The organism is Streptomyces sp. SID5464, assembly GCF_009862985.1.
In the GTDB taxonomy this organism is placed as follows: domain Bacteria; phylum Actinomycetota; class Actinomycetes; order Streptomycetales; family Streptomycetaceae; genus Streptomyces; species Streptomyces chartreusis_D.
This window is the reverse complement of the sequence record NZ_WWIQ01000022.1, coordinates 239,489-252,414: the sequence shown is the minus strand read 5'-3', so window position 1 is coordinate 252,414 and position 12,926 is coordinate 239,489. Positions and strand designations below refer to the sequence as shown.

Here is a 12,926-nt window from a genome sequence, read left to right as displayed (position 1 = left end):
CCGGCCCCCCCGTTCCCCCTCCGACTCGCCCTAAGAGTTTCCATCAGGCGGGGACCTCCCGGGGCCGGATCGGTCAAGTGCGGTACGGACAGCGGTCCTCACGGATCGTCATCGGACGGGTGTGCGACGATCCCCGAGTGAATGATCTACGCGTCCGCCCGGCCGCCGAGGTCGACCTGCCCACCCTCGTCCGCCTCCGCGACGACGCGGCCCGCTGGATGCTGGCCCGCGGTATCACCGGGCAGTGGCGGCCGGGGGAGCTGGACGAGGACCACTTCCGCCAGGTCATGGCACGTGGCGAGGTCTGGCTCGCGGAGGCCGGCGGGCGCGTCACCGGCGCCTGGGAGCTGTGGTGGGACGACGAGGCCGCCTGGGGGCCACAGCCGCCCGTGGCCGGATACGTGCACCGGCTCATGGTGGACCGGAGCACCGCCGCGCCCGGCACGGGGCGGCTGCTGCTGGAGGCCGCGGAGCGCCGGGTGGCCGAGGCCGGACGGCGCCGGGTCCGCCTGGACTGCCTGGCGGGGAACGCACCGCTCAACGCCTACTACCGGGACGCCGGTTATCGCGTGGTGGGCCACAAGGAGGGCAAGCCGCAGCCGGGCGGGCCGCCCAAGTCCTTCACGCTGCTGGAGAAGGAGCTGATGGAGAAGGAACTCTCCGGTCCCACGGCCCCGGGGAGCCAGGGCCGCAGCGGTTAGGGTGAACCGCGTGGAGCTCCTGCACCTGCGCTATTTCGTCGCCGTCGCCCAAGAACTGAACTTCTCCACCGCGGCCCGCAGACTGCACATGGCGGCCTCCCCGTTGAGCCGGCGGATCAAGGATCTGGAGAACGAGCTCGGGCACCGGCTGTTCGACCGCGACACCCATCACGTGCGGCTCACCCCGGCCGGCAGCGCGCTGCTGCCGATCGCCCGCGGGGTCCTGGAGCAGGTCGACTCCATCCAGTGGCGGCTGGACGAGACGACCCGGCCGCGGCGGACCACCCTGCTGCTCGGCGTTCCCAGCGGTATCCACCCGGACCTGCGGACCCGGATGGACGCCCTCGCCGAGCGGGTCGGGGACCGGTTCGAGATCAAGCGCTGGCCGGGCGGCACCGAGCGTCTGGTCGACGCGGTGTGCGACGGCAGACTGGCGCTGACCCTGGCTCGCCTCCCGGCCGGCGGCGACCCGGCCCTGGAACAGCTGCCGGTGATGTCGGAACGGCTCGGCGCGGTCGTGCCCAGGGACCGGTTCGCGGGGCGGGAGTCGATCGCCCTGGCGGAACTGTCCGGACTCGCCTACGCGGGCTCGCCCACGGCCGTGACCAACGCGTATTTCCGCGGTCTCGACCAGCAGCTGGCCGAGCTCGGCATCAAGAAACGGATCGAAATCGGCAGCGCGACGTTCGACGGCGTTTCCGAGATAGTGTCCAGCGGCCTGGCGTTCTCCATTTCCATGCTGGATCCTCGAAGCCCCGTGCAGAATTACCGTCTCGACAATGTGACCGTCCTTCCCTTCTCGGATTTCCACCCCCGGCTGGAGACCGGACTGCTCTGGCGCAAGGACCGGGCGCACGGCGGTGACCTGGATGAAGTCATCGCCGCCGCTCGCGAGATCTTCGCCGAGCCGCTCCACGCCTGACTCGCTGGAGTATTCGAAAGATATTTCGCCAAGGCGGTATGACCACTGCGGTCATACCGCCTTTCTTTCATTGGTCACTCCATTTGTTTCCGTTCCCCATCCCCTCCTTGCTAACTTAGTTTCCAGATACACACATATGGCGAAGCGAGGAGTTGAAGGAAAAGCGATGACGGACATCACGGACACCGCCACCGGCCCCCTGGAAGGCATCCGCGTGATCGACCTGTCGACCGTGGTGATGGGCCCCTACGCGGCCCAGATCCTCGGCGACCTGGGCGCCGACGTGATCAAGATCGAGTCGCCCGCCGACACCGTGCGCGTGGGCCACTACCGCACCACGCCGGGCATGACCCCGCTGAACCTCAACGTCAACCGCAACAAGCGCAGCGTGGCCCTCAACCTGAAGGAGGACACGGACCGGGAGCGGGCGCTGAAGCTGATCGACACCGCGGACGTGCTGATCACCAACATGCGGCCGGGCGCACTGCACCGCCTCGGCCTGTCCTACGACGACATCGCCGCCCGCAACCCGGGGCTCGTCTACGCGCACGCCCAGGGCTTCCGCAGCGACTCGGACCGGGCCGGCCACGCCGCCTACGACGAGACCGTGCAGGCCGCGTCCGGCCTGGTCGACATCGCCGACCGCGCGCTGGGCGAGCCCGTCTACCTGCCGACCATCATCGGCGACAAGGTCTCCTCCCTGACCATCGCCTACAGCGTGCTCGCCGCCCTGCTGCACCGGAACAGGACCGGACAGGGCCAGCTCGTCGAGATCCCGATGACCGACACCCTGATCGCGTTCAACCTCGTCGAGCACCTGGCCGGACACACCCACGTGCCCGAGACCGGCTCCACCGGTTTCCCGCTGTCGATGCTCAAGGGCCACAAGGCGGTGCGCACCAAGGACGGCCTGGCCTGCGTCATCCCGTACAACCCGCGGAACTACCGGGACTTCTTCACCGCCGCCGGACGCCCGGACCTCGCCGAGGACCCGCGCGTGGGCGGGGACGCCGTCGACAGCGCCGACCACGAGGACCTCGCCGCCCTGGTCGACGCCTGCGCCCCGGCCCTGACCACCGAGGAGTGGGCGGAGGTGTGCGCGAAGCACAGCATCCCGATGGCCCCGGTGCTGGAACTGGACCGCGCCCACGAGGACCCCTATGTCCAGGGCGGCCACCTCCTCGACACCGTCGAGCACCCGACCGAGGGCACGGTCCGCACCATCGGCATCCCGCTGCGCTTCTCCGCCACGCCCGGCTCGATCCGCCGCCTGGCGCCGGTCGCCGGCCAGGACACCGAGGACGTCCTCGCCGAGCTCGACACCGCCGCCCGCTGACCGTCACTGGAGGACAGCCATGAGCACCCCCGCAACTCCCCTCGTACGCACCGAACGGATCGGCTCCACCCTGCTGATCACCCTCGACCGCCCCGAGGCCCGCAACGCCGTGAACGCCGCGGTCGCCGCCGGACTGGCCGCCGCACTGGACGAACTGGAGGCCGAACCCGAGCTGCGGGCCGGCGTCCTGACCGGCGAGGGCGGCACGTTCAGCGCCGGCATGGACCTCAAGGCCGCGCTGCGCGGCGAGTCCCCCGAGGTCGAAGGCCGCGGTTTCGGCGGCCTGACCGAGGCCGAGCCGGCCAAGCCGCTGATCGCCGCCGTGGAGGGCTACGCCATGGGCGGCGGCTTCGAACTGGCCCTGGCCTGCGACTTGATCGTCGCGGCCGAGGACGCCCGGTTCGGGCTGCCCGAGGTCAAGCGCGGGCTGATCGCCGCGGGCGGCGGCGTGATCCGGCTGCCCAAGCGCGTCCCGCACCACCTGGCCATGGAACTCCTGCTGACCGGCGACCCCGTCGACGGCCGCCGCGCCGGCGAACTGGGCCTGGCGAACCGGGTCACCGCCACCGGCCAGGCCGTCGCCGAGGCGCTCCGGCTGGCCGAACGGCTCGCGGAGAACGCCCCGCTCGCGCTCGCGGCCGTCAAGCGCGTCGCCCGCGCCGCCGACGGTGCGCCCGACGCCGACGCCTTCGCCTTCCAGCGCGGCGAGATGAAGACCCTGATGGCCTCGGCGGACGTACGCGAGGGCATGACCGCCTTCGCCGAGCGCCGCCCCGCGCGGTGGACGGGACGGTGAGGCGCACCATGAGGGCCGAGGACGTACGACAGCGCCTCACCACCCCGCTCACCGGCCCGGCGTACGCGCCGACGGTCCCGCGGTTCACCGACCGGGAGTACCTCAACGTCGTCTACCGCACCGACCCCGACGCGCTGCGGGCCGTCGTCCCCGAACCGCTGCGGATCGGTGAACCCCTGGTCCGGTTCGAGGTCATGAAGATGGGCGACGTCACCGGCTACGGCCCCTACACGGAGGCCGGCCAGGCGATCCCCGTCAGCCTCGAGGGCGAGCACGGCGAGTACCTGCACGCGATGTACCTCGACAACTTCCCGGCGACCGCCTCCGGCCGCGAGGTCTCGGCCTACCCGAAGGTGCTCGGCTCCCCGTCGCTCACCGTCGACTCCGGCGCGCTCGTCGGCACCCTCGACCACGGCAGCCTGCGGGTCGCCACCGCGACCATGGGCTACAAGCACCACGAGCTGGACCGGCGGGAGGCCCGGGCACAGATCACCGTGCCGACCTTCATGCTCAAGACCGTTCCCGGCTACGACGGGCTGCCGCGGGTGCAGGAACTCGTCCGCACGCGCATCACCGACGTCACCGTCAAGGAGGCCTGGACCGGCCCCGCCCGGCTCCAGCTCTTCGCGCACGTGCTCGCCCCGCTGGCCGACCTGCCGGTGCTGGAGGTCGTCTCCGCAAGCCACATCGTCACCGACCTGACGCTGAACGGCGTCGAGCCGGTCCACGACTACCTGAAGGGAGCCGGGTCATGACCCGCACCTTCCGTACGGCCGCGGTGATCGGCGCCGGGACCATCGGACTGTCCTGGACGGCGCTGTTCGCCGCGCACGGCCTGACGGTCCGGGTGAGCGACCCGCGACCGGACCTCGCCGAGGCCGTGGACGGGGCCCTGGCGCAAGCCGCCCCGCACCTGGCCGCCCGCGGCCTGGACGTGACCGGCCTCGCCGACCGGGTGCACATCGCCGCCGGCGTCACCGAGGCGGTCCGGGACGCGGACGTCGTACAGGAGAACGGCCCCGAGCGCGTCGAGTTCAAGCAGGACCTGTTCGCCGCCCTCGCCCGGGAAGCCCCCGGTCACGCGCTGCTGCTCAGCTCCTCGTCGGCCATCCCGTCGACCGAGTTCACCGAGGAGCTGGCGGACGACGCCGCCGCCCGCGTCCTGATCGGCCACCCCTTCAACCCGCCGCACCTCGTCCCGCTCGTCGAGGTCGTGCCCGGCGAGCGCACCGGCGAGGACGCCGTACGGGCGGCGGTGGACTTCTACGCCTCGGTCGGCCGCACCCCGGTCGTCGAGCGCAGGGAAATCCCCGGCTTCGTCGGGAACCGGCTGCAGAACGCGCTCAGCCGCGAGGCCGTGTACCTCGTCGAGCAGGGCGTGGTGACGCCCGAGGAGCTCGACACGGTGATGACCAACTCGCTGGGCCTGCGCTGGGCCACGGTCGGTCCGTTCCTCGGCTCGCACCTGGGCGGCGGACCGGGCGGCTACCGGCACATGGCCGAGCACATCGGCACCTCGATGCAGCGGATGTGGGCGACCCTCGGCACCCCGTCGCAGAACCCCGACCAGCGGGAACGGCTCATCGCAGCCGTGGAACAGGCCTACGGCTCCTCCACGTACTCGGAACTCACCGAGACGCGCGACCGCAGGCAACTCGCCGTGCTGTCCGCCCTGGACGGCGCCGACAAGGAGGAGAACTGAGATGACCACCACCACGGAACCGCTCGAAGACCAGCTCACCGCGGACTTCTACGCCTACGAGACGCTCCTGCCCGACGAGGAGCGGGCGATCCTCCTCAAGGCCCGTGCCCTCCTGCGCGACGAGATCAAGCCGCTGGTGAACAGCAACTGGGCCAAGGGCGAGTTCCCCCGGGAACTCGTCGGCATCTTCCGCGACAGCGGCCTCGCCGGTCTGCCCTACGAGGGCTACGGCGAGCACCGGCCCGCCGTCAGCAACCTGCTCAGCGGCATGCTGGCGATGGAACTGAGCCGCACCGACGCCTCGGTGGCCACCTTCTTCGGCGTCCACAACGGCCTCGCCATGTACTCCGTCCACTCCGGCGGCGACCAGGAGCAGCGCGACCGCTGGCTCCCGGCGATGGCCGCGATGGACAAGATCGGCGCGTTCGCCATGACCGAGCCGCTCGGCGGCTCCGACGTCGCCGGCGGCATGCGCACCACCGCCCGGCGCGAGGGCGACACCTGGGTCCTGAACGGCGCCAAGAAGTGGATCGGCAACGCGACCTTCGCCGACTACGTCGTGGTGTGGGCGCGGGACGTCGACGACAACCACGTCAAGGGCTTCGTCGTAGAGAAGGGCACGTCCGGCTTCGAACCGGCGAAGATCGAGGGCAAGATCGCCTTCCGGATCGTGGAGAACGCCGAGATCACCCTCACCGACGTCCGGGTGCCGGAGGCGAACCGCCTCCAGAACATCAACTCCTTCCGCGACGTCGCCGAGATCCTGCGCGCCACCCGCAGCGGGGTGGCCTGGCAGGCGCTGGGCGTCATGACCGGCGCCTACGAACTGGCCCTCGACTACGCCCGGGAGCGCCGGCAGTTCGGCCGCCCGATCGGCGGTTTCCAGCTCGTGCAGGACCTGCTCGTCAAGAGCCTGGGCAACATCACCGCCTCGTGGGGCATGCTGGTGCAGCTCGCCCGGCTGCAGGACGCCGGCGTCTTCCGCGACGAACACTCCTCCCTGGCCAAGGCGTTCGTCACCGCGCGGATGCGGGAGGTCGTGGCCTGGAGCCGGGAGATCTTCGGCGGCAACGGAATCCTCCTGGACCACGACATCGCCCGCTTCTTCGCCGACGCCGAGGCGATCTACTCCTTCGAAGGAACCCGCGAGATGAACACGCTGATCGTCGGCAAGGCGATCACGGGCCGGAGCGCGTTCGTGTGACGCGGGCCAGCCGGGTCCGGACGAAGCAACCCCAGGTCCTGGACCTGGGGTTTCGTCATGCTAGGCGGCATCGTCCGACTGTCCGGTTCGAGCGTTTCCACTGAACGGGTGGGAGTGGGACCCTGACGAGCACCCTCGGGGAAGGAAGCGCCGGCATGATCGAGTGGAGACCGCTGGGCACCGGAGCCAGGCCCGTTCCGCAGCCGGTGGCGACACCGCTGGTCTGGGCCGGGGCGTTCGGCGGCGCACTGGTGCTGGTGGGAGTTCTCAACACCGTGGTGGGGACCGACCGTCCGGGACTGGTCCTGCTCGCGCTGTCCCTGCTGGCCGCCGTGCTCGGCCTGTGCGCACGCTTCACGGCGGCCCCCGGCACGGCCGTCCTGTGCTGGCTGTTCCTCAACGGCTTCGCCATCCCGCCCGCGGGCACCCTCACCTGGGCCGGCTCCCGCGACACCACATGGCTCGCCTGCCTGCTCACCGCCACCCTCATCGGCACGTCCCTGGCCCGCCTCGCCCACGCCCGCGCCGCCTACCGCCGCCTCGCACCCGAGCGCGCCCGGCAGGACGGGGGCCGGGGCGACGGACCGTACGGCTCCTGACCGTCCGGTTCCGCCGCCTGCTCCTCGTTGACGGCTCAGCGCGCCGGGCGCTGCCACCACGCGGCCGTCGCGTCGCGCAGGGTGTTGGTGCCGCAGTGCACCTCGCCCATGCCGAGGTGGTAGGTGTACCAGTCGTCGATGTACGACACCTTCAGCCCGACCCGCTGGTAAGCGGCGGTGACGGCCTCCGTGAAGATGTCCTTGCCGCCGATGACGGGCCCCCACTGGCGCGGGGCGAGGTAGCGGTCCCGCCCCAGGAGCACACCGTTGACCGCTCCGGGAACGTACGCGCTGGTCATCACCGTCGCCCGGGCCGCCGGAGCCGCCGCACGCGGGGCGGCCGGGTTCTCGGCGAGCCACTTCTGCTGGCCGTGGTCCGCGAGGCTGTCCACGAGGTCGGAGCCGGCGCCCATGCGCGTCAGACGCGGCACGGGAATCTCGTCGCCGCTCTCGGTCGTCACCTCCGACTCGCGGGTGTACAGCGCGGGCACCCGCACGATCTCCTCGTCGGTGACACCCGTCTCGCGCTTGAGGATCTCCAGGTTGGCCGCGATGCGCCGTGCGGCCATCTCGTTGTCGGCCACCAGATGCTTGGAGGCGAGCGCCTGGTCGATGGTCTCCTTGGGCGCCGGACTGTCACTGCGGCCCGGGACGGAGAACATCTTCGTCTTGCCGTGGCCGTCGCGCTCGGCGTCGCGCAGCAGCCGCAGCCCCGCCTCCGGATCGGCGACACCCATGCGCCAGCCGCGCGGCGTGTCGGCGGGCAGGAACTGCACGAACTCGTCGACGTGCCCGACGCCCAGCCAGGAGGTGTCCAGCAGCAGCGGATCCTGCAACCCCTGCGACTTGAGCATCGTCCGCATCACCTTCGACGGACGCGCCCCGCTGTCCTTGCGCTCGCCCATGATGATCCGCCCGGCCGGGAACGAGCGGCCGCCGTGCGCGTAGGGCGGGATGGTCTCCAGGTTCCCCATGGAGTTGAGCGACCAGTCGTCGGGCTCGGCCGGGTCGGTCACCTGCACCACACCGATGTCCCGGCCGCGTACCTTCTCGAACAGCTCCCGGCCCGCGTCCCGGTCCGGCTGGGCGGACCGCAGCATCACGCGCATCACGTGCCGCTGACCACCCGGCCCGGTCATGCTGACGTAGGCCGGTTCGACGAAGTCCTGCGCCCAGGGGTCGGCGTACTTCTCGAAGGTGACCAGCGGCTTGGTGATTCCGGCCTGCTCGACCTCCTTCGCGAGCTCGGCGACGAACTTCTGCTGAAGACGGCTGTACGGGCCCTCACCCTGGACCTCGGTCACCATCACCTGCTGGGTGTTCTGCAGGTGATGGTGGGTCAGCAGCGGCGCGACGCGCAGGGTCACGGCGTCGGAGGTGGACTTCTGCCCGGTCGTCACCGTCAGCCGGACCACCGCACGTCCGTCCCACTTCGCGCTGTCCCGCACGATGTCGGTGCCCTCGACACCGAACTCCACACCGGAACGCAGCTCGGCTGCGGTCAGCCGGGTCTTGGACGTCACCAGGACCCACTTCCCGGACCGCTTGAGGAAGAGGTGCGCGTGCTTGCCACCCGTGGTGATCTTCAGGCTGCCCTTGGCGTCCGCGGGGAGGCCGGGCAGGGGCACGGAACGGACCGGGGCGAGGTCGGCGGCGTCCGCACTGCCGTTGACCGACGTGTCGGACCCGTCGTTGCAGGCGGCCAACTTGGCGTCGGACAGCGGTCTGCCGCCCGGCCCGGTGACCGGGCACCGCTTGCTGTCGTCATCGATGTTGGGCAGGTAGACGGCTCCACGCCCGACGGACCAGCTGTCCTCACCGGCCTTGTCGCTGCCGCCCGTGACGTCGACCCGTCCGTCGCGGTTCACATCCGCCCGCAGATCGGCGCGACCGGCCGCGTCGGCAGCAGAAGCGGAGCCGACCGGCCCGGCCAGCACGGACCCCGCCGCGGCGAGAGCCAGGACCATCGACCCGGCCGGATAGAGGCGTATACGTGTACGTGTACGTGAACGCACGGCGCATTCCCTTCAGTTGGGGGGTGACGCCGTACAAGAGGAGGAACAGTGCCTGTGCGTTCCCTGTGGGGAGAGAGCTCCTGCCTGGGTAGGACGCGGCCGGGCGTCCTCAGGCCAGGAACTGGGCCAACAGCCGGTTGAGTTCGGCAGGTCGCTCGGTGGGGACGGAATGGTGGGAGGCGCCGGGCAGGGTGACGACGCCGGCCTCGGGCAGCAGCCGGCGTGCGGCGGCCGCCACGCGTCGCGCGTTGTGGGCCCGGCTGCGTTCGGCCAGGACCACCAGGGCCGGGACGGTGCAACCCCGCAGGGCCTGGGCCTTGGGACGCCGCATGGCGACGACCTTCGACCGCCGGGCGCCGGCCGTGCTGTCCAGGAAGGCTCGCCACACGGGATCCTCAGGAGTACGGCCGGTCTCCCAGTGGTGGAAGGCCCGCACCCGCTCGGCCGTGGGCCTCAGCAGCATCGGCAGGGCATGCGCGAGGTAGCGCGGGCTCATGCCGGCGAAGCAGTTGACCGGGTCGAGCAGCGCGAGCCTGTCGAGCCGGCGGGGCGCGTGCAGCGCGTAGTTCAGGGCGATCCAGGCGCCGTAGGAGTGGCCGCACAAGCGTGCACCGTCCAGGTCCAGCGCGTCGAGGACCGAGTCGAGCCATGCCGTCAGGTCGCCGGCCCCGCGCAGTCGCTCCCCGTCGTGCACGCTGCGACCGATGTCGCCCATCAGGTCGACGGCGTACACCCGATGGCTGGCGGCCAAGGCCCCGACGGTGGCGAACCAGACCACCGAGGTCGTCCCGCCGCCGGGCAGCAGCACGATCGGAACGCCGTCCTCCCGGCCGCAGATCTGGACCCGGGTGCTGCCGTGGGGGGACGGCACGTCGACGCTCCGGACCTCGACGGGCCACTGCCGCAGGACGGCGTCGTACGCCGCGTAGAAAACTGCCTCGTCACCCATGGCCCCGCCCGCCCTTGCCCGTAATATCTCGACCATCAATAATCTCGATGGTCGAGATATTACGGGAGTGAGAGCGTGGACGAGCAGGATCCTGGCCTTCAACTGGTCCATCTGCTGCGGGCCGTCACCGTCGAACTGGACCTGTTCGCCGCGGAGTTCGCTGTCCGCAACGGCCTGCATGCCACGGACGTACGGGCGCTGATCCATCTGCTGGACGCCGGTCGGGCGGGCGAGAGGGCCACGCCCGGACGGCTCGGAGCGAAGCTGGGGGTGAACTCGGCATCGACCACGGCCCTGGTCGACCGGCTGGAGCGACTCGGGCTCGTCCGCCGGGAACGCGACACCCGCGACCGCCGACGGGTGCTTCTCGTCGTGCAGGAGAAGGCCGTCGCCCTGGGCTGGTCGTTCTTCGGGCCGCTGATCCACGAGATGGTCGGGGCGATGGGAGCCTTCGACGAACAGGAGCTGGCCACGGTGCGGCGGTTTCTGCTGACCATGCGCGATGTCACCGCCGCGGGGCGAGGTGCCCGACGGGACGGTCCTGCCGACGGCTGAGGGGCGCGTCAGCGTCCCGGAAAGTCCGGCGGTAGGCGTCCGGAGGCACGCCGACCGTGCGGTTGAAGTGCCGGCGCAGCGTCGTGGCGGTGCCCATGCCGGTGGCCGCGGCGATGACATCGACCGTGTCGTCGGTGGTCTCCAGCAACTCCTGGGCCCGACGGATCCGTTGGGTCAGCAGCCACTGCAGCGCAGTGGTGCCGGTCACCGCCCTGAAGTGGCGGCCCAGATGGCGCGAGCTCATCCCCGCCTGCCGCGCCAGGTCCTCCACGCTGAGCGGCTGGTCGAGACGCTCGATCGCCCAGGGCAGCAGCGCGGCGAGCGGATGGTCGTCCCGGGCGGGCACCGGGGCGGTGACGAACTGGGCCTGGCCCCCGGCCCGGTGCGGCGGTACGACCAGGCGGCGGGCCACGGCGTTGGCGACGGCCGAGCCGTGGTCGAGACGGACCAGGTGCAGGCACAGGTCCATCGCGGCGGCCTTCCCGGCGGAGGTCAGCACGCTGCCGTTGTCCACGTAGAGCACGTCCGGATCGACCTCCACCCGGGGGTAGCGGGCGGCGAGCGCCCCGGTGTGCGCCCAGTGCGTGGTCGCGCGCCCGCCGTCCAGCAGGCCGGCCGAGGCCAGCACGAACGCGCCCGTGCACAGGGAGGCCACCCGAGCCCCTGCCTCGTGGGCCGCCCGCACCGCGCCGACGAGCTCGGCGGGCGGCTCCAGGTCGGTGTCCGCCCAGCCGGGGACGATCACGGTGTCCGCGTCCCGAAGCCCGTCGAGCCCCTGGTCGGGCTCCAGCCGGAACCGCCCGACCCGCACGGCGTCCACCCCGCAGACCCGGACGTCGTACCAGGGCACGTCCACGTCCGCCGGAGCCGAGCCGAACACCTCATACGCCAGGGACAGTTCGAAGTGCAGCATCCCGTCGGTGACGGCGAGCGCGACGACACCACTCATGTCCGGAACTGTACGGGCTACGTCGTTCCGGACACTCACGGTGGGTGGCCCACGGTGGCCAGGATGTCCGTGACAGCTCGCAGCGGACCGAACGGCGTGAGCACTCGACGGGGGAGAACCCATGGGAACGGGAATGAGCACGGGCACGGGCACGGGACAGACGGTGACGGTGTACGGCGCGTCCGGCCACACGGGACGCTTCGTGGTGGCTGAACTGCGCGATCGCGGGTTCGTCCCGATCCTCGCCGGCCGCGACGCGGCCAAACTGCGGGAGCCGGCGGTATCCGCCCCCGGCCTCGAGGCCCGCCCCGCCTCGGTCGACGACCCCGCCTCGCTCGACCGCGCCCTGGCCGGGGCGGACGCCGTGATCAACTGCGCCGGGCCATTCGCCCTGACCGCCGCGCCCGTGATCGAGGCGGCCCTGCGGGCCGGAATCCCGTACGTGGACGTGGCCGCCGAGATCGAGGCCAACGCCGACACGTTCACGCACTTCGCGGACCGCGCCCGGGCGGCGGGAGCGGTGATCGTCCCCGCGATGGCCTTCTACGGCGGCCTGGGCGACCTCCTCACCACGGCCGCGATGGGCGACTGGACGACAGCCGACGAAGCGACCATCGCCTACGGACTCAGTGGCTGGCACCCCACCCCCGGGACGCGCGTCGCGGGCACGGTCTCCCGTGAGCGCCGGGCCGGCCGGCGCGTCCGCTTCACGAACGGCCGGCTGGAGTACCACGACGCCGAGCCGACCGTCCTGAAGTGGCCCTTCCCCGCCCCCATGGGCACCAGGCAAGTCATCGGGGAGTTCACGATGGCCGACGTGGTCACGATCCCCAGCCACCTCTCCATCCCCGAGGTACGCACCCACATGACGACCGAAGCGGCCGGCGACCTCTCGTCCCCGGACACACCGGCCCCGTCCGCGACCGACGAGACCGGCCGCTCCGACCAGACCTTCACCGTCGAAGCCGTCGTCCGCTCCGGCGACACCGAACGACGCGCCGTGGCAACGGGCCAGGACATCTACGCCGTCACCGCACCGCTGGCGGCAGAGGCGACCGCCCGCATCCTCACGGGCCGAACCCACACGACGGGCGTGGCTTCCGCGGGCCACATCTTCGACGCGGCCGACTTCCTCCGGGCGCTGGCGCCGCACATCACCTTCGATGTGGCCGCTCCTTCTGAGAGTTGACCTTGCCTC

At 71.5% G+C, this 12,926-nt stretch carries 13 protein-coding genes; 10 read left to right on the top strand and 3 right to left on the bottom strand.

Features of this window, described 5'->3' with window-relative positions; all coding sequences use genetic code 11:
• Nucleotides 1–137 precede the first annotated feature (137 nt).
• From GTY47_RS16715 to GTY47_RS16680, 8 genes are all read left to right on the top strand, one after another.
• Entirely contained in the window at nucleotides 138–701 is a 564-nt protein-coding gene (locus tag GTY47_RS16715) for a GNAT family N-acetyltransferase (RefSeq protein ID WP_078602716.1), read from the top strand.
• A gap of 10 nt (nucleotides 702–711) precedes the next feature.
• A complete protein-coding gene (locus tag GTY47_RS16710) occupies nucleotides 712–1,623 on the top strand; it encodes a LysR family transcriptional regulator (RefSeq protein WP_010032313.1) in 912 nt (303 codons plus the stop codon).
• Between the two features lie 166 nt (nucleotides 1,624–1,789).
• Entirely contained in the window at nucleotides 1,790–2,959 is a 1,170-nt protein-coding gene (locus GTY47_RS16705) for a CoA transferase (RefSeq protein WP_010032311.1), read from the top strand.
• 19 nt (nucleotides 2,960–2,978) lie between these two features.
• A complete protein-coding gene (locus tag GTY47_RS16700; protein ID WP_010032310.1) occupies nucleotides 2,979–3,755 on the top strand; it encodes a crotonase/enoyl-CoA hydratase family protein in 777 nt (258 codons plus the stop codon).
• Nucleotides 3,756–3,763: 8 nt separating this feature from the next.
• Complete coding sequence (locus GTY47_RS16695; protein WP_010032309.1) at nucleotides 3,764–4,510, top strand: acetoacetate decarboxylase; 747 nt, start codon at nucleotides 3,764–3,766, stop codon at nucleotides 4,508–4,510.
• Nucleotides 4,507–5,457 (top strand): 3-hydroxyacyl-CoA dehydrogenase NAD-binding domain-containing protein, encoded by a 951-nt coding sequence (locus GTY47_RS16690; RefSeq protein ID WP_010032308.1) that lies wholly within the window; start codon nucleotides 4,507–4,509, stop codon nucleotides 5,455–5,457. Before GTY47_RS16695 ends, GTY47_RS16690 begins: the two co-directional genes overlap by 4 nt.
• Nucleotide 5,458: 1 nt before the next feature.
• Nucleotides 5,459–6,661 (top strand): acyl-CoA dehydrogenase family protein, encoded by a 1,203-nt coding sequence (locus tag GTY47_RS16685; RefSeq protein WP_010032307.1) that lies wholly within the window; start codon nucleotides 5,459–5,461, stop codon nucleotides 6,659–6,661.
• A 155-nt stretch (nucleotides 6,662–6,816) separates the two neighbouring features.
• Nucleotides 6,817–7,260 (top strand): hypothetical protein, encoded by a 444-nt coding sequence (locus GTY47_RS16680; protein ID WP_010032306.1) that lies wholly within the window; start codon nucleotides 6,817–6,819, stop codon nucleotides 7,258–7,260.
• Nucleotides 7,261–7,295: 35 nt separating this feature from the next.
• On the opposite strand, the gene GTY47_RS16675 is transcribed toward GTY47_RS16680, so the two are convergent.
• Together GTY47_RS16675 and GTY47_RS16670 are read right to left on the bottom strand one after the other, a co-directional pair.
• Entirely contained in the window at nucleotides 7,296–9,227 is a 1,932-nt protein-coding gene (locus GTY47_RS16675) for a protein-arginine deiminase domain-containing protein (protein WP_010032305.1), read from the bottom strand.
• A 157-nt stretch (nucleotides 9,228–9,384) separates the two neighbouring features.
• Complete coding sequence (locus tag GTY47_RS16670; protein WP_010032304.1) at nucleotides 9,385–10,224, bottom strand: alpha/beta hydrolase; 840 nt, start codon at nucleotides 10,222–10,224, stop codon at nucleotides 9,385–9,387.
• Nucleotides 10,225–10,299: 75 nt separating this feature from the next.
• Between GTY47_RS16670 and GTY47_RS16665 the strand changes: the two genes are divergently transcribed.
• Nucleotides 10,300–10,779 carry a helix-turn-helix domain-containing protein gene (locus tag GTY47_RS16665; RefSeq protein ID WP_010032303.1) on the top strand — a complete coding sequence of 160 codons (480 nt, stop codon included), beginning with the start codon at nucleotides 10,300–10,302 and terminating at the stop codon, nucleotides 10,777–10,779.
• Here the strand turns inward: GTY47_RS16665 and GTY47_RS16660 are convergent.
• Nucleotides 10,730–11,728 (bottom strand): helix-turn-helix domain-containing protein, encoded by a 999-nt coding sequence (locus GTY47_RS16660; protein WP_010032302.1) that lies wholly within the window; start codon nucleotides 11,726–11,728, stop codon nucleotides 10,730–10,732. The two genes, GTY47_RS16665 and GTY47_RS16660, sit on opposite strands and share 50 nt — an antisense overlap.
• Nucleotides 11,729–11,849: 121 nt before the next feature.
• On the opposite strand from GTY47_RS16660, the gene GTY47_RS16655 reads away from it, so the two are divergent.
• A complete protein-coding gene (locus GTY47_RS16655; protein ID WP_234025760.1) occupies nucleotides 11,850–12,917 on the top strand; it encodes a saccharopine dehydrogenase NADP-binding domain-containing protein in 1,068 nt (355 codons plus the stop codon).
• Nucleotides 12,918–12,926 lie beyond the last annotated feature (9 nt).

What these genes read in the sequence shown, in the direction of transcription:
- GTY47_RS16660 (WP_010032302.1), bottom strand. Translation starts at nt 11,728, where the DNA reads ATGAGTGGTGTCGTCGCGCTCGCCGTCACCGACGGGATGCTGCACTTC.
- GTY47_RS16675 (WP_010032305.1), bottom strand. Translation starts at nt 9,227, where the DNA reads ATGGTCCTGGCTCTCGCCGCGGCGGGGTCCGTGCTGGCCGGGCCGGTC.
- GTY47_RS16695 (WP_010032309.1), top strand. Translation starts at nt 3,764, where the DNA reads ATGAGGGCCGAGGACGTACGACAGCGCCTCACCACCCCGCTCACCGGC.
- GTY47_RS16690 (WP_010032308.1), top strand. Translation starts at nt 4,507, where the DNA reads ATGACCCGCACCTTCCGTACGGCCGCGGTGATCGGCGCCGGGACCATC.
- GTY47_RS16670 (WP_010032304.1), bottom strand. Translation starts at nt 10,224, where the DNA reads ATGGGTGACGAGGCAGTTTTCTACGCGGCGTACGACGCCGTCCTGCGG.
- GTY47_RS16685 (WP_010032307.1), top strand. Translation starts at nt 5,459, where the DNA reads ATGACCACCACCACGGAACCGCTCGAAGACCAGCTCACCGCGGACTTC.
- GTY47_RS16705 (WP_010032311.1), top strand. Translation starts at nt 1,790, where the DNA reads ATGACGGACATCACGGACACCGCCACCGGCCCCCTGGAAGGCATCCGC.
- GTY47_RS16700 (WP_010032310.1), top strand. Translation starts at nt 2,979, where the DNA reads ATGAGCACCCCCGCAACTCCCCTCGTACGCACCGAACGGATCGGCTCC.
- GTY47_RS16655 (WP_234025760.1), top strand. Translation starts at nt 11,850, where the DNA reads ATGGGAACGGGAATGAGCACGGGCACGGGCACGGGACAGACGGTGACG.
- GTY47_RS16680 (WP_010032306.1), top strand. Translation starts at nt 6,817, where the DNA reads ATGATCGAGTGGAGACCGCTGGGCACCGGAGCCAGGCCCGTTCCGCAG.